The sequence below is a fragment of the Paenibacillus sp. J22R3 genome, assembly GCF_056269305.1.
On the sequence record NZ_JBWDNS010000004.1, the window covers coordinates 212,549 to 233,175 of the forward strand.

Sequence of the window (20,627 nt, forward strand, 5' to 3'; positions counted from 1 at the left end):
AGGAGGATCTCAGAAAACGCTTTGTAGGCGAGTTGCGGGCTGATTCTCAACTTTCATGCAGGATGCCAAACCGATACCGATAAAATCAGGAGGCTAAACGATGAAGAATAGAACGAGAAAAACGCTTTCCGTGCTTCTCTCGGTGATCATGGTCGTCACCATAATCGCAGGATGCTCCAATAATGGCAATAACAATAATACGAACACCAAAAATGAACCGGCTGCCGCGAATACCAGCACCGATACAAACACGAGTACGGAGACATCGACTGAAACCGACACGACGAACACACCTGCAGAGCCAGCCGCATACTACGATATGCTCGACACTGTATCTGACAGCTCTGAGCTGCCGGACTGGACGGGCAAACAATTGAATTTGAAAGTTTGGTATACGCATGGTCCCGGTGACGCCAAACGTCCGGTCGCAGACAAAGACGTCGTTTCTCCGGAAATCAAACGTGTAACCGGCGTTTCCTTCGATAAAGACGGCTCGTTCGATAACGGCGGCCAAGATGCGAAAGTCAAAATGGGCTTGCTTAACGCTTCCAATGACTGGCCGGATATTGCCTTTGTCGACGGCGACATGGCGACTTTCCAAGACTTGATCAAAGCGGGTAAAGTGTATGATTTGACCGACGCGATCGCTAAGTACGCGCCGCACGTAGCGAAGCGGATGCCGTTTGATACCTTCCCTCTGATTGAAGAACAAATTACGAGCAAACATTTGGATGGCAATAAAATCTGGGGATTCCCGACGATGGTGGGTAATCCGGACGGGTCCATTAAGCAGCTCAATGCCGACTTTGTTCCTCCGAGTCCGCTAAACGGAGCGGGAGGCAACAGCTTTGTCTGGGTGCGTGATGACCTTCTGAAGATGCTTTATCCAAATGCCAAAACGCAGGATGAATTAGACGCGCTGTACCTCAAAAACGGCAAGTTCAGTCATGACGATATTTTCGATGTGCCAATTAAGTCGACCGATGATTTGGTCAAATTTATGTACGATATGCAGAAGCTGATCAAAGACAAGAACATCAAGGAAAACGGCAAAACGGTTCAAGTCAGTTACGCCTTCGGCGGCGGAGACAACTGGGCTTTGATGACTCAATTCTTCAGTTACCTATACCGCATGCCTGCAGGCAATACCTACTTTACTTACTACGACAAAGCAACGAATAGCATTCAGTACGAATTCCAACAAGACTGGTTCAAAGCCGGTATTGCGCAATTCAACAAACTTGTCCGTGACAAAGTCATGGATCCGAACTCGCTCCTCGAGAATAACGCTACCCATCTAGAGAAGCTGAACAATGGGCAATATGCAATGCCGTATCCGTACGAATCGCCGGATGCTGCTGTATTGAAGGCTGCGGGCAAACCGTACCGTTACAGAAAATTGTGGATTGATCAACCCATTGACCTCTCCAAAACGTTCATTCCGAGCGGGCAAAACGGTATCAACTTCTCGATCATGATCTTCAAAGACAAAGTGTCCGAAGAGGATTTGCCGCAAGTCATTCGATTCTTGGACTACATGATTTCCGAAACGGGCGAGAAAATGTACGAGTGGGGTCCTAAGAGCGCAGGCTTGTTCGAAGAGAAGGACGGCAAACGCGTCTTCACGAACAAAGATTTAGAGAACGCCATGGTGTACACCGATCAAACGAGCGGCGCTCAGATGTCCTATAATTTATTTAATACGCGCATTGCCTCGACGGATGGCTACGGTTTCGCATGGCCATATTATCCTAGCTACATGTGGGGAGCGGGTCCTTTGGCTCCGTACAACAGCTATGACAGAGTTCCAAACGCCGGTGACGCGCTCGGTTTCTTCGACCCGGGTAATCTTGAAGGGCAAGCACAATCGAATTTTGAGACGAAGATCAACAAAGACTATGAAATTTGGAGCTTCTTCGGCAGCGTTCCTGAAGCGGATGCCTTCTGGAAAAACCGCGACGCCTTCGAGAAAGCATTGACGAAGACGATGGCGGCCAAGGACGACGCGCAATTCGAGTCGATGTGGAAGGATTTCCAAGCGCTTGCCGTTCAACAAGGCGCGGATCAGAAATCACTGGATGCCATGACCAAATACTTCAACGAGCAGAACAAAGATCTCTTGGATACGATTAAGTAATAGGTTGGCGTAGAAGGTGGGAGACCGGCGGGAGAGCGCCGGTCTTTTGCTTTTTATGGGAGGAGAAGGAACCTTTGACCGGCGTTACTCGTCTGGTGGTTAAGAAGACGGACCCGTAGGAGGACGTTATATGAAAGCGATGATCGTGATCATGCTAATGTTTGTGTTTACAGCTTGCGGAAGCTCTGGGGGTAAGAAAGCCGAGAAAGCTGCCATCGACCCCGCTCTACAGAAGAAGATGTCCGCACCGCGTCTGCAGTATAAGGACGATCAGTTTGAAATGAAGCTGAATATTGCCAAAACAACTTTCGCCAAAGATGAGCCGATCGTTTATTCAGCCAGTTTGACCTATATCGGTGAAGGTGATTCCATCACCATTTGGGGCGGCCATACCTATATTGGATTTACGATTACGGATGGGAAGAAGTTCAACATGGAAGGCGCCAACACGAGTGAATTAGTAGGAACTAAGCTTGCGAAAGGCAAGACGACCGATTATCCATTCTTCAAAAGCGGCGGTTATAGTGCGGATGATCCCGATGCCGACTACTGGCACACGTTCTATGCGGAGAAGGAGCTGCGGCTTCCGCCCGGCACTTACTATATCTCGGCGGTATGTGTTTTCTCGCTTACCGAGGAAGTCGTGGACAGCCATTACAATGGCGAGGTTTATACGACGATAACAGTGGAGTAGATTGAAGATTTAGTGGAAGTTATGACAAAATCGCGGAAAGGAAAATAAATACATCTGCAGGCTGCAATGATACATTTAACATGTAAGCACTACAGGTTACGGGGGTATCGGAATGGCCATTCATCGTGCAACACGCGGAAGTTTATCCAACTTGCAGCTGGAGCAGTACAATCGGGACGGTTATCTAATTTTGGAGGATCTACTCAGCGATGAGGATATGGCAGCGCCACGGCAGGCTATGTCTGATAAGGTATCCATTATTGCCGATGATTTGGTTGCGAATGGGCTGATCACGGACAAATTGGAGGACGAACCGTTTCAATATCGGCTCGCGAAGCTATTTGCCGGACTAACGGATAAGGACTTTCTCAAATTCGGACGCGGGTGGAGAGATCGGCTTGAGGGATACTACCATCTCTTGAGCAATCCCAAGATCATCGATGCCGTAGAGTCGCTGATCGGCGATGAAATCTTCGCAAGCCCAGTCTATAATGTGCGACCTAAAGTGCCACGCGTGGCGGCCGGTGCGGTGCCTTGGCATCAAGATAAATCCTACTGGCCGGATTCCAATGCGAATCCCGTCATCACCGTATGGATTTCATTCGTAGATGCCACGCTCGAGAACGGTTGTCTCCATATTAAGCCGCGCACCCAGAACGCGAAGCTGCTGGAATGGCACTCGGAAACGTACAGCGGCACAGGCTATACCGCGCTGCACGAGAACCAGCTTGGTTCTCGCAAAACGATCTCGCTGCCGGTTAAGGCTGGCACCGCCATTTTGTTCAACGATCGGCTGCTCCATATGTCGACGCCGAACAATTCCGATCATGTCCGCTGGAGCGTGGACCTGCGCTATCAGCCGACGGATCAAGACCCGATGCCGCAGCACGGCGCAGGGTTCCTGGCCAGAAGCAGCAAGTTCCCGGAGCGCGTTGCGACACTGGAAGACTGGATGGCCGAGCGGCCGGAGCATGAAGGCTAGACTAGACTCGAAATTCGCTTAAATACTTGAAAGGCAAGCCAGATGTGGCTTGCCTTTTTTTGGTTGAGTTACGGGGTTTAGTAGAAAGGTGGTGGAAGAGAAGTACTGGTTAGTTTTGAATACAAAAAAGGAAAATGCTGCCGGTTTGCGAAATAGGTAACAAGTAGAAAGCAGGTGTAACATGAACCGTTTTGCTGAGGCTAGGGAACAGGAAACGAAGTATCATGAAGAATTCTATAAGGAAACGGAGCTGTTTGCGCCCGGAACCTGGCTCGCGAAGCCGGTCCAAACCGTCATGAATTTGCTGCAGGAGCTCAGTCTAGCCGGTCCGAGAGCACTCCATGTTCTTGATCTGGGCTGCGGAGTTGGGCGAAACAGTATCCCGATTGCTCAGGCCGTCCAACCGACGGGCGGATCGGTCGATTGCGTCGATTTGCTCCCCATAGCAATTGAGAAACTAGAGGAATATGCGGCTCAATATGAGGTATATGATCATGCTATTCGAACAGTGGTAGCGGATGTGGAGCACTATGAGATTGCACAGCATGCTTACGACTATATCGTCGCTTGCTCTTGCCTGGAGCATGTTTCGAATCTCGACGCCTTTCAAACTGTCGTGCAGCGGATGATCCGTGGAACGAGAGATCAGGGGTTCAACTGTATCCTCATTAACACGGAAGTAGTGGAACACGATATCGAGCTAGGCGTGCAGCACCCCGGAGTAATAGAGCTGCCGATGAAGACGGAAGAAACGATCCATCTCTTGAAAGAGCTCTACCGGGATTGGGATATACGCAACGTGAGCGTTATCCCCCAGAACATCGCCGAGAGAAAGAATGGACGCGAAATCGAGTTTAGAAGTAATTGGCTGACTTTTGCCGCGCAGCAGCTTAAGCCCCGACAACATCCGGAGGAAGATTCCCGATGAACATAAGAGGTATCATTCTAGAAGGGTACTCCAATGCTGGCAAAACCTCACTGCTGCAGGCGATCAAGAAACTTCAGGCGCAGGATGAATCGGCTGAGAATAGTGTCATTGTCCTCGGCGAGCATTATTCGCAGGTGCTGAATTACGTCCAAGGATCTTACGAGAGTCTGTCGCAAGAGGCACATCTTCAGCTATTACGTAGCAGAGTCGACATGTTAAAGCAGTTAAATGATTGGGCGGTCTACCTGGGGCCGCATGCTCGGAAGTCGAGAGGGCTATTTTATGTGCTGGAGCGGTTTCACTTGAATCATCGGGTTGCATTTGCAGAGGAAGAGTGCACCGAGATTAATAGACTTGAAGAGGATTTGGCGGCGCTCGGCGCGAAGTGCGTGTTGCTCACGATTTCTCCGGAGGTGACGGAAGAACGGATCAAGAGCCGAGTTCCTTCACAATGGGTCGATAAGTCCGAGGCTGAAGTCAGACAAGCTTGCCAAGAGCTGCTGGAAACGCAGGAACAGTGCCGCATCCATGCGCAGCGCTCCAAAGTGCCTACAATGGAATTGAACACGGATAAGAAGAATTGGGATGAGCTTGCTAGACTCATTGTGGGTCAAATCTAATACGAAGACTTTCAACCCTGTTTAAGGAAGGTGCATAATGGAAAATAAAACCTACATGAAACTCGGCGCGATCTTTATGATCACAGGTGCCGCTATCTATACCCTTGAACGCTGCGTGAAGATGATTGCGTACGCAGTGGCGACCTCTAACAGCGCAAATATGGATTTGTATGCGAATCATCTCGGGGGCTTCGCTATGTTTTTCGGCAATTTCTTCGTTTGGTTCTTCTTGTTTATCGGGTTTGTGCTGCTGGCGTTCGGATTTCCTTCAAGAAAATAAGAGGAGGTGTTTGTACGTCATGAGCAGACCTCAATTGGTGCTGGACGTTGGAGGCGTATTGCTTACGAATTTCACGCCGGAATTCTGGGAAGAGGTGGCGGATCGTGCAACTGTCTCCTTCGACACACTGCGAACCGCATTCAAACGAGACATTCGTGAAGACTTATGGACAGGGCGGGTCGATGAGAATGCCTTCTGGCAATGGCTGTATCAGCAAGATGCGGGGCTCGATGTGGAGCTTGCACGAGCAGGAATGGCCAACCATCTGAAGCAGCTTCCTGCCTTCCATCGCATTCCGGCGTGGAGTGAATACGCAGATATTCATCTACTGAGTAACCATCGTCATGAGTGGATTACCCCGTTGCTTGAGCCCATTCACAGCCATATAGCGAGTGTGACCATATCGAGTGAGGCCGGATGCTGCAAGCCGGATCTCTCTATTTATCGGATGGTGAGCTCTCGCATACAGCAAGCGGCGACCAATATCTTGTTCGTTGACGATGCGGAGCGAAACTTAAAGGCTGCAAGGGAGCTGGAGTGGGAGACACTATTGGCGGATCGAGATGGCATTTGGGTGGAGCAGGTTGAAGCGAGATTGCGAGCTGTCGTTTAATAGGTTCAGTATGAAGCTGAGAGACGAATTTCGTGCTCTCGGCTTTTTTATTGGCAGCTTTTCCTAATAGATTCTCCCAGATTATCCAGAGATGCTGCCTGTAAAGCAACATTCTATAGGGGACAGACACCTTACCTCTTGAATATCCTATCGTTTATAGCATAATAGAGGCAAACCCCACTAGCAGCTTACTAACCGAATAGGAGACTCCTCTATGAAATGGCTGACCTCGCATCTGCTAGATCCCATTCGCTCCAGGTTGTTTTACAAGATGCTCATCATCTATTCGCTGCTCACCTTAATTCCGTTAATTATTGTCAGCTCCACCTTCTACATTCGCTCCAGTCATCTCATCGAGAAGAAAGCTACCGAAGAAGCGCAGCAAGGACTGTCCGGCTCCGCCGAGAAGTTTGACGAAGTGCTTTATGCCGTTAAGAGCCAAATGCTGCCCATCAGCGAAAATGTACTCCTCCAAGCCATGTTCCGTAACGTCAAGAAAGGCCAAGTCAACGCGAGTTTAAACGCATCCGTCTCGGAGCTGCTGCAATCCGAGCTGGCTACAGCGAAGCTTAAGATCGGCGATTTTGTCGGCGACTTGTATGTGCTTGGCATCAACAATAAGGTGCTGTACAGCACCGATGCGAAGAAGCGGCTGCTCTACGCGGAAGCGTTCTGGGAAATGCCGTTCGAATTTGACCGAATGCCGGAATGGGCATTCTTTAATGACGATAAACGCATGGCCTGCGTGGTCAAAATCTTCGATGAAGGCCAGCGCCCCTCAGCCGATTCCGAGATCGGCCGTCTGATCATTACGCTCGATGCCGCCAAGGTGCGTTCGCTGTTCGTGGATTACGCCCCCGGAACCTTTTATATTACGAATGCAGATAATCAGATCATGACCGCCTCCCTGCAAAATCAAATCGGACATTTGCTCGACAGCCGCAAGCTGCAGAGCGAGCTGGTTATTCAGCAGAAGTCGCGTTACTCCGAATTTCAATATGTCCTGCTTGCGAACCCCGGAACCGGCGGGCTTGTGCAGAAGCAGGCTCTGTTCTCCATTGGCGTAACAGTTGCGGCATGGCTCGCGATTACGATTGTGACCTATGTCATCCTGCGTAGAATTACAATCCCCATCCAGCGTTTAACGCGGTTAATGCGCGCGGCGGAGCGGGAGGAATATCAGCTCATCAGCGGCATCACCACGACGGACGAAATCGCGATGCTCTGTAATGGCTTTAACAGCTTGGTGCAGCGGACAAGCCATCTGATTGAGACCAACTATAAGAATGAGCTACTGGTTCGCGAAGCTGAACTGAAGGCCATTCGCATGTACATTAATCCTCATTTCCTCTACAACACGATGGAATACATCAGCATCATGTCCCACTCACAGGAGAAAGCCAAGCATATCCCGCAGATGGTACAGCATTTATCCGGTATTTTCCGATTCTCGATTACGCCCGGCAATCAGTTTGTCGAGCTGGGTACCGAGATGGAGTTTGTGCGCAAATATCTCGAAATCCACCGTTACCGCTATGGAGAACGCCTGTCTTACACGATCGACCTGCCTGATATGTATCGCAAAATCGCCGTCCCTAAGCTTCTTCTCCAGCCACTGGTAGAGAATGCCGTCGTTCACGGTATCGACCGGCTGCCCGAAGGAGGCTCGATTTCCATTACCGTGAAGGAAGAGCAATATGAGCTGGTCATCGAGATTGAGAACAGCTCGCTTGGTAGCGTAGTACTGCTGGAGACCGCCGCCGGCAGCAGTGATTCCTTGCTGAAACATCCGAAGGGGCTTGGGACCGGCCTGGATAATGTGAATGCCAGGCTGCGGCTTCATTACGGGAACACCTACGGAATCACCTTGCTCCACCTTGAAGGAACAACAATGGCGAGGGTGCTAATGCCCATACAGATTTTGCAGGATAACGAGGAGGGCTGAGCACATGCGGATTATGATCGTGGATGATGAACGCGAGATTCGCGAATTTCTGGCGGGGATGGAAGGCTGGTCCTCGATTGGCTGCGAGGTGGCTTGGACGGCGGCTAATGGGGAAGAAGCGCTTGGCATGCTGAGCGCGTGCACGACGCTTCCGGATGTCATTATTACGGATATTCGGATGCCTGTTATGGACGGCATTACGTTTGCGGAGCATGTGCGCAGGAGGTATGCCGACATGCCGATTATTTTTCTCACAGCCTATCATGAGTTCGACTATGCGAGGCAAGCGGTAAAGCTGGGCGTATCGGATTTCATGACGAAACCCTTCCTGCCGGAGGAACTGATCCGCACGGTCGGATCGCTGCGTGAGCATGAGCCGATGCTGGCCGGCTGGCGTGAGCATGATCAGTTCTTTGAGCTGCTGGCAGACGAGCAGCAATCAGCGGCATATAAGCAGCAGTGGCTGCAACTAAGCGGTCTGCAGGATGGCGAGTTCATTCTGCTGTATGCCGAGCTTGATGCGCCGCGCGACTCGGATAACGAGCATTTCCCGTTTGCGGCGGCACATCTGCGCGGGCAAATTGAGACAGCCGCCGGGGGCATCGGCCTGCAGGGCTGGACTGCTTCATCCGCGAGCGGGATTTACCTGTTCGTGCCGCTAAGGCAGCAATCCGGCTTGAGCGCCGGCCGCGAGCCGTTAATGGCCTTCGCCAAGGAGATCACATCGATAAGCGGATCTCGCGCGATGTCATTGTCGGTTGGCATCAGCCAGACCTTCGTCACCTTCTGCCGGCTCCCGGAGGCGCTGCGCCAAGTGAAGAAATGCATGGAATACCGCATGCTGCTCGGCAAAAACTCCGTCATTGCTTACGATGCGATGGAGTCATTCCTGACGGAGAAAGAGAAGGAAACCGACGCATCGCTCAGTCGGATTGCGGATGCACTGCGCAGCAACGATCCCGAGGGAATCCGTGCACTCTTGAAGGACTCTTACCGCAGCATGCTCTCTGTCGGCGCAAGCAAGAAGGACATGCAGCATTATGCGCTTCATCTGATAGAGAAAGCAGAAGCGGCGCTGGCGGATCTCGGCATTCGTCCTTCCCACGGCATGTCTGTCGACATCCGCGAGAAGCTGATTAAAGCCGTGCTGCTGACTGACATTATGAAGGAGCTGGAGCGTCAGCTCATTGCCTATCAAGTCTTCATGCAGCAGGAGCTGCAGGATTCCCCGCTGAAGGTGATCTCGGATGTGAAGCAAATTATTCGTGAACGGTTCGCGGAGGAGCTGACGCTGCAGGCAGTGGCCAATAAGCTGAATGTCAATTATTCTTACCTGAGCCGGCTGATCAAGAAGGAGACCGGACACAATTTTACCGATATGCTGTGGGATTACCGGATCGAGGCGGCCAAGACGAAGCTGCTGCGCGAGGATCTCAAAACCTATGAGGTTGCCTATGCGGTAGGTTTTAAGGATACGGCCCATTTTAGCTTCATGTTCAAGAAGAAAGTCGGTCTCTCTCCGAGTGCCTATCGCGCGCATGTTAGGGGCGGACAAGGTCTCGTGGAGGAATAAGAAAGCAAATCCAGCATAGAAACGGTAAAATGCAGCTATCCTCTGGGCATCATGAAAGCGCTACACTTAACTTGTGAGATCACAGTAGACGAAAAGAGGGTGTTGGTGCAATGAAGCTCAAAGGACTATCAGCGCTGGCGGGTGTACTGCTTCTGACAACGGTCATGTCAGCTTGCGGAAATTCAAACAACAACGAGGGCAATAAGGCGAACAACAGCAGTACAACGACGGATACGAGTACAAATACAGCTGCCACCAATGATACCAGCACGAACGAAGCGGCTGCCGACGATGCAGCTGCACCGGCTGCCAATGACAAGGAGTTCACGATCCGCGTTGGCGCCTGGTTCCTCGATGATCGCCCGCATATGGTGGCTTTTAAGCAAGCTGTTGAAGAGGGCTACGCGAAGCTGTATCCGAAAGCGAAGATTCAATGGGATGTCGTGCTCGGCGCTACTTACTTCGACAAGCTGAAAGCACAATTCGCATCGGGCTCCGCGCCGGATGTCGTGTTCTACCAAGGGGTAGATTTTGCAAAATCCGGCAACCTGCTTGACCTCTCCGCAGAGCCATGGGTTCCGCGTCTGAACGACGGCGGTCAGAAGGATTTCCAAACCCACGCAGACGGCAAAACATTCGGCGTACCAATGGGTCTATCCATCGGCGGCGGCGTTTGGTATAACAAGAAGATTTTCTCCGACCTTAGCATCAATCCTCCAAAATCAACGCAAGAGCTGTTCGACGCAGCCGAGAAAATCAAAGGCGCCGGCAAAACGCCGATCACGCTCGGCTTCAAGGATCAATGGACGGCACAGCTCTTCTTCACGAACTGGATGAGCTCTTACCAGCTGGCCGATCCTACGCTTGGCAAGAAAATTTACGACGGCGAAGTGAAGCTCAACGAAGATCCGCTCATTCAGAAGGTCTACACCAACTTTGAAACGATGAAATCCAAAGGCTACTTCAACAAAAACGCGATTAGCATCGACTGGCCGCAATCTGGGCAAATGTTCGCTTCAGGCGAAGCGGCCATGATCGTTCAAGGTCCGTGGATGCCTGGCGCCAATGCGGATAACATCTCCAAAGGCGGCTTCGAACCGTTCGATATCGGCTATTTCCCGCTTGCTAACGATGAAGGTAAAGTGGCAATGGGCCTCGGCAGCAACGAAGCGCTCGGTATTAATGCGAAGACCGAGCTGATGCAGGAATCCAAAGACTTGATCAACCTCATGACGACGCAAGACATTATCAGCCCGTTCATGAAAGGTGACGGCGCACTGACTTCCTTCACTGATGTAACGGTGAAATACGATGACCCGGCTATGGATGCCGTTCAAGAAGCGGTTGCCAACAGCACGGTTGTGACATCCAACATTACTAGCTACATTCCGGCAAGCGCGACAACAAACATGCTTGATTTGCTCACGAAGGTCGTATCCGGTATCAAATTCAACCCGGATGATCTGAAAGCCGCGCAAAGCAGCTTCGAGAAAGACAAAGCGACGGTATCACCGCCGGCAGAATAAGCAGTAAGTACTCCTAAGTAGGCATTAGCATCCACAGTATGATGAACACGTTCAGCCGCAAGGCTGAACGTGTTTTACAAAGTCCAACCTGAGTAGGTGAAGTCAAATGAGTTTGAATCGCAAGCAATACTGGATCGCCTGTTTGTTCCTCGTGCCGGCGCTTGCTATCTTCGGCATGTTCTTCTACTATCCGTTCCTGCAGAGCATCTACTATTCCTTTACCGAGTGGAACGGGATTAAGGCGCCGCGTTATATCGGACTCGACAACTACAAGTATTTGTTTCAGGATGTGCAAATGCTTGATGGCATGAAGAATACGCTCAAAATGGTGCTGTTTGGCCTCGTCGTACAGAACCCGCTGGCCCTTCTGCTGGCACTATTGCTCAATCGAAAATTTCGGACGCGCGGCTTTCTGCGTACCTCTTTCTATTTGCCGGTCATCATCAGTCTCGTCGTAACCTCGGTTGTATGGGGCGAGCTGCTGAAGTATGACGGCTTTATCAACGGCATTCTGCAGCCTATCATCGGCGAGGTTAATGTGCAGGATTGGCTGGGCACGGTGTACACGTCGTTCCCGACGATTATTTTGCTGACGCAGTGGCAGGCAATTGGGTATTGTGCTTTGATTTATCTCGCTGGACTTCAGGCGATTCCGACCGATATTTACGAGGCTGCGGATATCGAAGGCGCGAAGGGGTTTGCCCTGTTTCGCATGGTGACCTTGCCGATGCTGATGCCGTCCGTGACGATCGTGCTGTTTTTGACCATTGTAGGTGCGCTTCGACTGTTCGATCTGCCTTTCTTGCTGACGAATGGCGGGCCGGGTTCGTCCTCGTACACGCTGTTTCTCGCCGTCTATAATGCGGCCTTCAAGAACCAGACCTATGGGTATGCGACAGCTGCGGGTATCGTGCTGGCGGTCTTCATTATCATCGTGACCATTATTCAGCTCAGCATCACGCGGCGCAGGGAGGTTGAGCTATAGCATGGGACTGAATCGGAGACCCTCGATTGTGCTTGAGGTGCTGCTGTTTGCAGCGGCACTATGCTTCTTGTTCCCGGTTTTCTTCCTGGTGGAGATGAGCTTCAAGGAGCCGCGTTATTTCTTCAAACCTTACGAGCTGCCGCACAGCTTCTATCTGGACTATTACAAATCGGCTTTCACCGATATGGCGTTCTTCCGCGGGTTGTCCAATACGTTGCTGATTACAGCAGGAGCGCTTGGGCTCACCATTCTGGTAGCCTCGATGGCGGGTTATGTGCTCTCGCGCAGGCAGGAGAAGCTGTTTCGCTTCGCCTATATATTCTTCCTTTCCGGCATGGTTATTCCGGCGGTAGGCTCGCTCATTCCGCTCTTTACGATGGCGGTCGATATTCATCTGATGAATACGCGGACACTGCTCGTGCTGATCTATACGGCGGGATTCATCCCGTTCGCGTCGTTTCTGTATGCAGCGTTCACGAAGTCGATTCCGCGGGAGCTGGAGGAGTCGGCGAGTCTGGACGGCTGCGGACCGTTGCGGCTGTACTGGCGGATTATTTTCCCGCTGCTGCTGCCGGCAACCGGTACGTTTATCGTGACGAATGTGTACGGGGTATGGAATGATTTTCTGACCCCGCTCATCTTCCTTAACCAGCCGGAGAAAATGACTCTCATGCCGCAAATCGTCCAATTCATGTTCAACAAACAATCCGTCAACTACGGCCCCGTGTTCGCCGTCAGCGTGCTGGCCGTGCTGCCGCTCGTCGTGCTGTTCGCGTTTACGCAGAAGTACATGCTCCGCGGCTTAACCGCGGGAGCGGTGAAGGGGTAGGGGCGGCTCTGCGGTGGATGCAGCTGCGCTAACCGCGTGAAAGAGTAGCTCAGGGAGCCACACATGGGTGGAAAAGTAGCAGATTCGGCGAAAAAGTGGTTCTAGGGGCGACACATCGAAGGGAAAGTAGCAGATTCGGTGAAAGTGGTTCTAGGAGTAACACATCGGAGGAAAAGTCGCAGAAAAGAGATCAAGAGAGAGGTACCAGTTACCGCTCATTGGTGGGAAAGCGACGAAAAGAGATCAAGAGCGAGAGAGGTACCAGTTACCTCTCACTGGTGGGAAAGCGACGAAAAGAGATCAAGAGAGGTACCGGTTACCGCTCATTGGCAAGCAATGAGCAAGAAGCATACCAGGAGGTCTACATTAGCGAGAATGAGCTCAATTCGGAATAAGAAGCGTACCAGGAGGTCTACATTAGCGAGAGCGTCTAGTATATTCGCAGGAGGCGATGATTAGTTATGGCAGAGCATAACCAAGCGTACGAAGTAGCGGTGTACTATTTTCCACAGTGGCATCCGGATCCGAAGAATGAGGCGGCCAAGGGCGAAGGTTGGACGGAGTGGCCGTCGCTTCGGGTGGCGAAGCCGGTTTTCGAGGGGCATGAGCAGCCGAAGGTGCCGCTCTGGGGCGAGCTTGACGAGTCCGACCCTGCCGTGTCGGAGAAGCAGATTGATGCAGCCGCGGATCATGGCATCACTTCGTTTATCTATGACTGGTACTGGGATATGGGCGGCGGCGAAGGGCCGTTCCTGCATCGTGCGCTGGAGGATGGATTCCTGCAGGCGCCTAATCGCGACCGGCTGCGTTTTGGCATCATGTGGGCGAATCACAATGAGGTAACGCGTGAGCGATTCGATGCGATGACGGATTATTTAATTATCCGATATTTTAACGAGCCTAATTTTCTGAAGATCGAAGGTAAACTCTATTTCTCCATCTACGAGTGCCATACCCTGATCAAAGGGCTCGGCGGCATCGCGGAAACAAGAGATGCCCTGCAGTCCTTCCGGGAGAAGACGCGTGAAGCCGGCTGCGGCGAGCTCCATCTCAATCTGGTGGAGTGGGGGCTGAACGAGCTCAATCGCGAAATCATCGGACCCGACACGAATGAGCTGATTCGAACGCTAAACATTGATAGTGTTACTTCCTACGTTTGGATTCACCATGTGGAGCCGGCCTCGTTCCCGGGTTCTCCCTACGCAGATTGTGCGGCAGAAGCAGTCGCCAAATGGCCGGAGTTCCGCGATGCATTCGAGGTTCCATACTACCCCAATTCGACGATGGGCTGGGATCCCTCGCCGCGCTGCAGACAAGATATTCCGCTCGTGCGCGGGGAATATCCGTATACGCCGATCCTGACCGGCAATACCCCCGATGCCTTCGAGGCGAATCTGCAAGAGGTGAAAGACTATCTCGATCAGTCCAACCTTGCCACGCGCATGTTCACCATCTATGCATGGAACGAGTGGACGGAGGGCGGCTACCTGGAGCCGGATACGATTCATGGCATGAAATACTTAGAAGCGATTCACAACGTGTTTGGCACATAACGCTTACAAACCTCTGATGGTTTCCATCGGAGGTTTTATCATTTGAGCTTCATAATTTGACCGCCAAGTAAAAACGTGTTATTTTAGTTCAAAGACTATTAATCAAAAAAAGTTGATCTATTGGCCTGTCCCTTATTCCAACAAGAAGGTGATTCCATTGAAGAAAGAGTTACCTGTAAATCAGTTCATTTTACCGTCCATTTCGTTTAGCGACTACGAGCGGAAATTTAAAGCGCTGGCCGATCAGAAGCGGCTGCAAATCTTATTCGAACTCTGTCAGCGCGGCAATACATGTGTGTGTGATTTGACCGAAATCGTTGATATGCCGCAATCCAAGCTTTCTTATCACCTTAAGATCTTGTTGGATGCTAACTTAATTACAAAAGAAACAAAAGGCACATGGAGCTATTACGAGCTTAATCCGACTGAAATCGGAGCCCTTCTTTCCGAGCAGCTGTGCTGCATTTTCAGACCCAAAGATCAGAATTCAGACTGTTGTTAAATTTTTTACGGACAATTAATCAAAAATAATTGATTTAACGAAGTTCGGAGGAAATCATGCTTGTCATTGCAACCCTTATCTTTCTTATCACGCTTACCTTTGTCATCTGGCAGCCTAGGGGACTAAACATAGGTTGGTCAGCAAGCGGCGGTGCGATTCTTGCGCTGATTTGCGGCGTGGTCGATTGGGCCGACGTCATTAACGTCACGAGCATCGTGTGGAATGCCACGCTTGCTTTTGTCGCGATCATCTTGATTTCACTTATTCTCGACGAGCTTGGCTTCTTTGAGTGGGCAGCGCTTCATATGGCGCGTCTGGCTAAAGGCAATGGCAAGCTAATGTTTGTCTACGTCGTTCTCCTTGGTGCAGCCGTAGCGGCATTCTTTGCTAATGACGGCGCCGCGCTCATTCTGACGCCGATTGTTCTTGCCATGGTGCGAGCGCTCAACTTCGATCAGAAGATGATCTTGCCGTTCATCATGGCGAGTGGATTTATCGCGGATACGACCTCGCTTCCGCTTGTGGTGAGTAACCTTGTTAATATTGTATCTGCCGATTATTTTGGCATCGGCTTCGTAGAGTACGCCGGCCGAATGATCATTCCGAATTTGTTCGCACTGCTGGCGAGCTTGGCGGTATTAATTCTGTTCTTCCGCAAGAGCATCCCCGGCAGCTACGATGTAAAGCAGCTCAGAAAACCAGCCGATGCGATCAAAGACAGAAATCTATTTAAACTTTCGTGGGTTATCTTAGCAGGGTTACTGATTGCATACTTCGTAAGTCCGTTCATCCACGTTCCGGTTTCGGTCATTGCGGGAGTCGTCGCTGTTTTGTTTATGTTTGCCGCACGCCGCAGCCCAGTCATCCCTACATGGCAGCTTGTCAAAGGTGCTCCGTGGACGGTCGTGATTTTCTCCATTGGGATGTATGTTGTCGTCTACGGACTTCGCAACGTTGGATTAATTGATGAGCTCGGCAGTGTCATTCAAGCGATCGCGGCAAAAGGATTATATATCTCCACAATCGGCATGGGTTTCCTTGCAGCGATATTGTCGTCCATGATGAACAACATGCCGACCGTGATGATTAACGCGCTTGCCATAGATGGAACCGCCACGCAAGGCGTAATCCGCGAGTCTCTGGTGTATGCCAACGTCATCGGCAGTGATCTGGGTCCGAAGATTACGCCGATCGGATCACTCGCGACCTTGTTGTGGCTGCACGTGCTATCTCGCAAAGGTATTAAGATCACATGGGGCAACTATTTTAAAACAGGTATCGTGCTTACGGTTCCAACGCTCTTCATCACGCTGACAGGATTGTATCTCTGGCTACGTTTACTAACAGGATAAGGGAGACTATAAACGATGAATAACAAACCGCTCGTATATTTCTTGTGTACAGGGAACTCATGCAGAAGCCAAATAGCACACGGCTATTTAGAGGCGCTTGGCGGCGATAAATACGAGGTGAAAAGCGCAGGCCTTGAGGCGCATGGCTTGAACCCGCGTGCCGTTCAAATCATGAAGGAAGCGGGAATCGATATTTCGCATCATACTTCGGATGTCATTGATCCCGACATCTTAGCAGCTGCGGATTACATCATTACCCTTTGCGGTCACGCTAACGATAACTGCCCGGTTGTGCACAATGATAAAGCTGAAAGATGGCATTGGGGTTTCGAAGATCCGGCGAAAGCGACAGGTACGGACGAGGAAGTCATAGAGAAATTCAGAGAAGTACGCGGTTCGATAAGAGAGCGAATGGAGCAATTTGTGAGAGATGGCAAGTAGTCGATATGAAATCGGAGTTCCATTCGTCCCCACGGTGGAGTATACTCTTTTTTAACATTTGTGATGGGGGGGCAGGGCCATGTCTACGCAAAATAAATCCGATCGAGGCGAGCTCAAGCGAATTCTCCGCGAACTGGGGCAGGAGGATCTCGTGGAAGTGTTGTCCGAGCGTATGTCCGGCTCGGACCTGAGCACGCTGCTGCTGGAAGTGTTCAGGCAGCGCACCGCCAAGCGGCAACCGAGCGAGCTGCTGCGAAGCTACAAGGAGAACCGCTTCGTGAAGCCGGCGGTCGTCGATCCGCTTGCGCTGAAGCAGCTGGAGCTCGATCTGCTGCGGATTGCGCAGCAGCATGCTTACGCGCCGGTACAGCTGTCGCCCGTTGCGCCGCTAGGATCCTGTTCCATCGTGGCGCCGGCCGATCAGAACAAAATCATCTCCTCCCTCAGAGGCACTGAGGTCGTCGCGGATGTGACCAACCTGCTCGCGCTCCATATCGCGGACGGCCTCAAGTCCGGGGACCTGAGCAACGCACAGGAGATGCTGCGTTATTGCACGACCCATCGCCATGTTCGGGCACAGAAATTCCCGAATGTCCCGGGGTTTCTGCCGCATTTTGGCCTCTATGCCATGGTAACGTCGGGGAAGGACAACGGCTCATACTCCTTCGAGAAACAGGCTGTCTGGGAGCATATTGCCGTTTACCGCGAGATGTTCCGAGCACAATTCGGAGGAGCGGAGATCGAAATTATCATGAACGCTCGCCCGGGCTATACGGATCCGGAAGGGCTGAACAGCCGCCTCATTCAACATATCCGAGAGCAAGCGCCGGAGCTGACAGTCACTGTTAATAGGGAGCCATCGGACAATGCCTACTACAAAGGGCTTCAATTTACGATTAAAACAACGATAGACGATAAAGTGCATTACATTGGCGACGGCGGTTTCGTCGATTGGACGCAGCAGCTAATGGGCAGCAAGAAAGAACGCATGCTAATCAGCGCCATCGGACTCGACCGACTGCTGCTTCCATAAACAACGCAAAAAGACCCTGAGCACATAGTGCCTCAGGGTCTTTCAATTCCATTATGCTTTAGCGGCAAGCGGTGCAAAAGCGCCGCGGTACGCTGCAATGATTTCATCTTCCCAAGTCTCGTTGTCGGAGTTCGGAATGCGATTCTCTTGCTTCATCACTTCGAACACTTGGCGCATCCCTTCTTCAAGGGAAACGGTCGGAATAAACTCAGGCACATCGCGCATCAGCTTCTCGCAGCTGTAGTAATCGTTGTGCATGAAAATCTCTTCGCAAATGCCGAAACGGCCGGCATCGAAGGATTTGAGTGTTTGCAGCGGTACGCCTACCAGCTCAACTTCCTTGCCAAGGACCTTCATAGCAAGCTTATGCTGCTGCTCCCAAGTCGTAAAGCCGCGCGGTACCACGTTATATGTTTGGCCCAGACAGTGCTTCTTGCCGAGTACGCCTGCGAATGCTTTGGCAGCATCGTCGACATGCAGGAAGGAGTGAGGTGCTTTGCCGTCGCCGCAAATGAGAATCGGTTTGCCTTTGAGAATACGATCAATCCAAGAGAAGTCCCATGCCACTTGGCGAAGAACGCCGCTTTGCGGACCATAAGTAGTCGACGGCTTCAGAATCGTAACCGGGAAACCTTCGCGGTGGTACGCTTCCATCAGCGCCGTATCGGCATCCACTTTACCTTGGCCGTAGCCGCTGATCGGACGCAGCTGGTGATCCTCGGTAACAGGCATCCACTCATACTCCACGCCATACGTACATACCGTCGAGCATTGAACAAATTGCTGTACGCCGCGGAAGGCACGAATGCTGCTCTCCGCGTCTTCACGATTAAAGCTGATCATATCGATTGCGGCATCGAACTTCTCCTGCTGCATCGTTTGCTCGAATTTCTCGCGCTCTTGACGATCTCCGTTGATGACGCGCACGCCGGCAGGCAGGTCGACGCTGCTTTGGCCGCGGTTATAACAAGTTACTTCGTGGCCTTGCGCGACCAGAAGACGAACAATGCTTGTACTGATATTGCCGGTACCGCCTAGGATAACAACTCTCATGTGGAAACATCCTCACTCTCTCGTCTTTAATCCTGTGAAGCAAAACCTCCAGCTAATAGTACCACAGGAGGCTGCTCGAATGGCAATCCTAATCTGGCCAAAGATTACTGAAATGACAGCGCTACCGTCCCCGAACAGCGGCGACCGCAAGCTCGCGAAGCGACTGCCAGGCTGCTGCGCGCTGAGCCAGAGCGGCCATAACTCCGTCGATGTCCGCGATCAAAGCTTGCAGCTCCTCGCCGGAGGCGGCCTCATCCGCCAAGCCGCTCGGCAATGGCAGCGCGGATAGAAGAAGCCGCGCTTCTTCGCGAGCCGCTGCTATTGCTGCAGCCGTGCCGCCTGCAGCCGTGCCGCCTGCAGCCGTGCCGTCCGCTGCCGTGCCGCCCGCTGCCGTGGCAGCTTCGGCCGCCGCGGCAGCGAACAAATCGCCGCCGCCGAGCACAGCTGCCGTCGGCATCGCCCCGCTCGCGGCTAGCGTCACCGCCGCAGCGGCCAGCGCTTCCGCTTCGGCCGCAGCCTCCGCCGCGCGCCGTGCTCGCTCGGCTTTCGCCTCGGCGGCGAGCTCGGCCTTCTCCGCCGCAAGCTCAGCTGCGCGTTCGCGCTCCGCCTTGTTCTGCTGCACAGTGGACCACGTCTGCAGCAGCTCATGTCCGTTCTTGTAGAGCAGCTTGTCCTTCGTGCCGGACGAAATTTCTTTGTCCTTGAACAGTTTAGCGATCTTCTTCACATCGCTGACAGGCAGCGCGTCACGGGCGATAATGAGTGCAAGCGGATCGCGATGCTCAATCGGAAGATCCTTGATCGGCAGCAACTGGTCTTCGGTCAGCTTGCCCTCCCGAATTTCCGTGCCGCTGACAATCAGCTTCCGCACGGAGTTGCCGAACTTCAGCAGCTCGCATTTGTTCTTGATATAGCTCTCGGGTTTGCCGAGTTTGCCGGCGAGGTACTTGATCGAGCTGTTGAATTTGGACTCGTTCATCAGCTTATGGAACGCTTCGGCTTCCTCGATCGGCGAGAAGCCCTCCCGCGTCAAATTCTCCGCGATTTGCTCCAAATAAATTTCCATTTCATCGGTCACATTCGAAACGATGCAGGGGATGGTTTCCTTGCCGAGCATCTTGCTGGCTTTGTAGCGTCTGTTGCCATAGATGATTTTGTAACGTCCGCCTGGGGTGGTACGCACTTTAATCGGGGAGAGCAGGCCGATCTCCTCGATGCTCTTCATTAGCTCCTGAAGCGCTTCTTCATCGAACTGATAGCGCGGCTGGTCGGTATCCTCATCGATTAGATGAGTCGCAATTTGAATGATATCCATATGATTTCTCCTATCTTCACAGTAAGAGTCCCCCGTATTATATACCAGGAACCATTCTGTGAAAAAGAGTTCACGCGGATTCGTGAGAAATCCAGTTGGGAATTCCGCGAATCGCTTAGCATGAAACGGAAATCGTTTGTCTATGTTCATGGCTATGATGAAAACAACTTCTTAGCCTGTTTTTTGCGTCCATAGTGCTGCTTTACACCATTTCCCTAAATTGGTTAATGATCTGGGATGTGATACGATGTAGACATTCTTTGTTT

General features: G+C 51.8%; 19 protein-coding genes. 17 read left to right on the forward strand and 2 right to left on the reverse strand.

Going from position 1 to position 20,627, the window contains the following annotated elements:
• The first annotated feature begins 100 nt into the window (after positions 1-100).
• The 17 genes from AC0YN4_RS19730 to AC0YN4_RS19810 all read left to right on the forward strand — a co-directional run bounded on the left by AC0YN4_RS19730 (position 101) and on the right by AC0YN4_RS19810 (position 17,993).
• Positions 101-2,137 carry a type 2 periplasmic-binding domain-containing protein gene (locus AC0YN4_RS19730; RefSeq protein ID WP_475783489.1) on the forward strand — a complete coding sequence of 679 codons (2,037 nt, stop codon included), beginning with the start codon at positions 101-103 and terminating at the stop codon, positions 2,135-2,137.
• Positions 2,138-2,267: 130 nt separating this feature from the next.
• Positions 2,268-2,831 (forward strand): hypothetical protein, encoded by a 564-nt coding sequence (locus AC0YN4_RS19735; protein ID WP_475783490.1) that lies wholly within the window; start codon positions 2,268-2,270, stop codon positions 2,829-2,831.
• A gap of 112 nt (positions 2,832-2,943) precedes the next feature.
• Entirely contained in the window at positions 2,944-3,813 is an 870-nt protein-coding gene (locus AC0YN4_RS19740; RefSeq protein WP_475783491.1) for a phytanoyl-CoA dioxygenase family protein, read from the forward strand.
• 181 nt (positions 3,814-3,994) lie between these two features.
• Positions 3,995-4,741, forward strand: a complete 747-nt coding sequence (locus AC0YN4_RS19745; RefSeq protein ID WP_475836568.1) for a class I SAM-dependent methyltransferase — start codon at positions 3,995-3,997, stop codon at positions 4,739-4,741.
• Positions 4,738-5,361, forward strand: coding sequence for a hypothetical protein (locus AC0YN4_RS19750; protein ID WP_475783493.1), 624 nt, complete (start codon positions 4,738-4,740; stop codon positions 5,359-5,361). Before AC0YN4_RS19745 ends, AC0YN4_RS19750 begins: the two co-directional genes overlap by 4 nt.
• Positions 5,362-5,398: 37 nt before the next feature.
• Entirely contained in the window at positions 5,399-5,641 is a 243-nt protein-coding gene (locus AC0YN4_RS19755; protein WP_475783494.1) for a hypothetical protein, read from the forward strand.
• A 19-nt stretch (positions 5,642-5,660) separates the two neighbouring features.
• On the forward strand, positions 5,661-6,254 hold the full coding sequence (locus AC0YN4_RS19760) for an HAD-IA family hydrolase (protein ID WP_475783495.1): 594 nt from the start codon (positions 5,661-5,663) through the stop codon (positions 6,252-6,254).
• A gap of 214 nt (positions 6,255-6,468) precedes the next feature.
• On the forward strand, positions 6,469-8,199 hold the full coding sequence (locus AC0YN4_RS19765; protein ID WP_475783496.1) for a sensor histidine kinase: 1,731 nt from the start codon (positions 6,469-6,471) through the stop codon (positions 8,197-8,199).
• Between the two features lie 4 nt (positions 8,200-8,203).
• Positions 8,204-9,772, forward strand: coding sequence for a response regulator transcription factor (locus tag AC0YN4_RS19770; RefSeq protein WP_475836569.1), 1,569 nt, complete (start codon positions 8,204-8,206; stop codon positions 9,770-9,772).
• A 110-nt stretch (positions 9,773-9,882) separates the two neighbouring features.
• Complete coding sequence (locus AC0YN4_RS19775) at positions 9,883-11,298, forward strand: ABC transporter substrate-binding protein (protein WP_475836570.1); 1,416 nt, start codon at positions 9,883-9,885, stop codon at positions 11,296-11,298.
• A 106-nt stretch (positions 11,299-11,404) separates the two neighbouring features.
• Complete coding sequence (locus tag AC0YN4_RS19780; RefSeq protein WP_475783499.1) at positions 11,405-12,283, forward strand: carbohydrate ABC transporter permease; 879 nt, start codon at positions 11,405-11,407, stop codon at positions 12,281-12,283.
• 1 nt (position 12,284) lies between these two features.
• Positions 12,285-13,112, forward strand: a complete 828-nt coding sequence (locus AC0YN4_RS19785) for a carbohydrate ABC transporter permease (RefSeq protein ID WP_475783500.1) — start codon at positions 12,285-12,287, stop codon at positions 13,110-13,112.
• Between the two features lie 461 nt (positions 13,113-13,573).
• On the forward strand, positions 13,574-14,665 hold the full coding sequence (locus AC0YN4_RS19790; RefSeq protein WP_475783501.1) for a glycoside hydrolase family 99-like domain-containing protein: 1,092 nt from the start codon (positions 13,574-13,576) through the stop codon (positions 14,663-14,665).
• A gap of 187 nt (positions 14,666-14,852) precedes the next feature.
• Positions 14,853-15,167, forward strand: coding sequence for an ArsR/SmtB family transcription factor (locus AC0YN4_RS19795; RefSeq protein WP_475783637.1), 315 nt, complete (start codon positions 14,853-14,855; stop codon positions 15,165-15,167).
• A gap of 56 nt (positions 15,168-15,223) precedes the next feature.
• On the forward strand, positions 15,224-16,519 hold the full coding sequence (locus AC0YN4_RS19800; RefSeq protein WP_475836571.1) for an arsenic transporter: 1,296 nt from the start codon (positions 15,224-15,226) through the stop codon (positions 16,517-16,519).
• A gap of 15 nt (positions 16,520-16,534) precedes the next feature.
• Positions 16,535-16,960: an arsenate reductase (thioredoxin) gene (arsC, locus tag AC0YN4_RS19805; protein WP_475836572.1), complete on the forward strand. Its 426-nt coding sequence runs from the start codon at positions 16,535-16,537 to the stop codon at positions 16,958-16,960.
• Positions 16,961-17,039: 79 nt separating this feature from the next.
• Positions 17,040-17,993: a hypothetical protein gene (locus AC0YN4_RS19810; RefSeq protein ID WP_475836573.1), complete on the forward strand. Its 954-nt coding sequence runs from the start codon at positions 17,040-17,042 to the stop codon at positions 17,991-17,993.
• Positions 17,994-18,044: 51 nt separating this feature from the next.
• On the opposite strand, the gene AC0YN4_RS19815 is transcribed toward AC0YN4_RS19810, so the two are convergent.
• Both AC0YN4_RS19815 and AC0YN4_RS19820 read right to left on the reverse strand, forming a co-directional pair.
• Positions 18,045-19,046 (reverse strand): NAD-dependent epimerase/dehydratase family protein, encoded by a 1,002-nt coding sequence (locus tag AC0YN4_RS19815; RefSeq protein ID WP_475836574.1) that lies wholly within the window; start codon positions 19,044-19,046, stop codon positions 18,045-18,047.
• Positions 19,047-19,167: 121 nt separating this feature from the next.
• Entirely contained in the window at positions 19,168-20,361 is a 1,194-nt protein-coding gene (locus tag AC0YN4_RS19820; protein ID WP_475836575.1) for a ParB/RepB/Spo0J family partition protein, read from the reverse strand.
• Between the last annotated feature and the right edge of the window lie 266 nt (positions 20,362-20,627).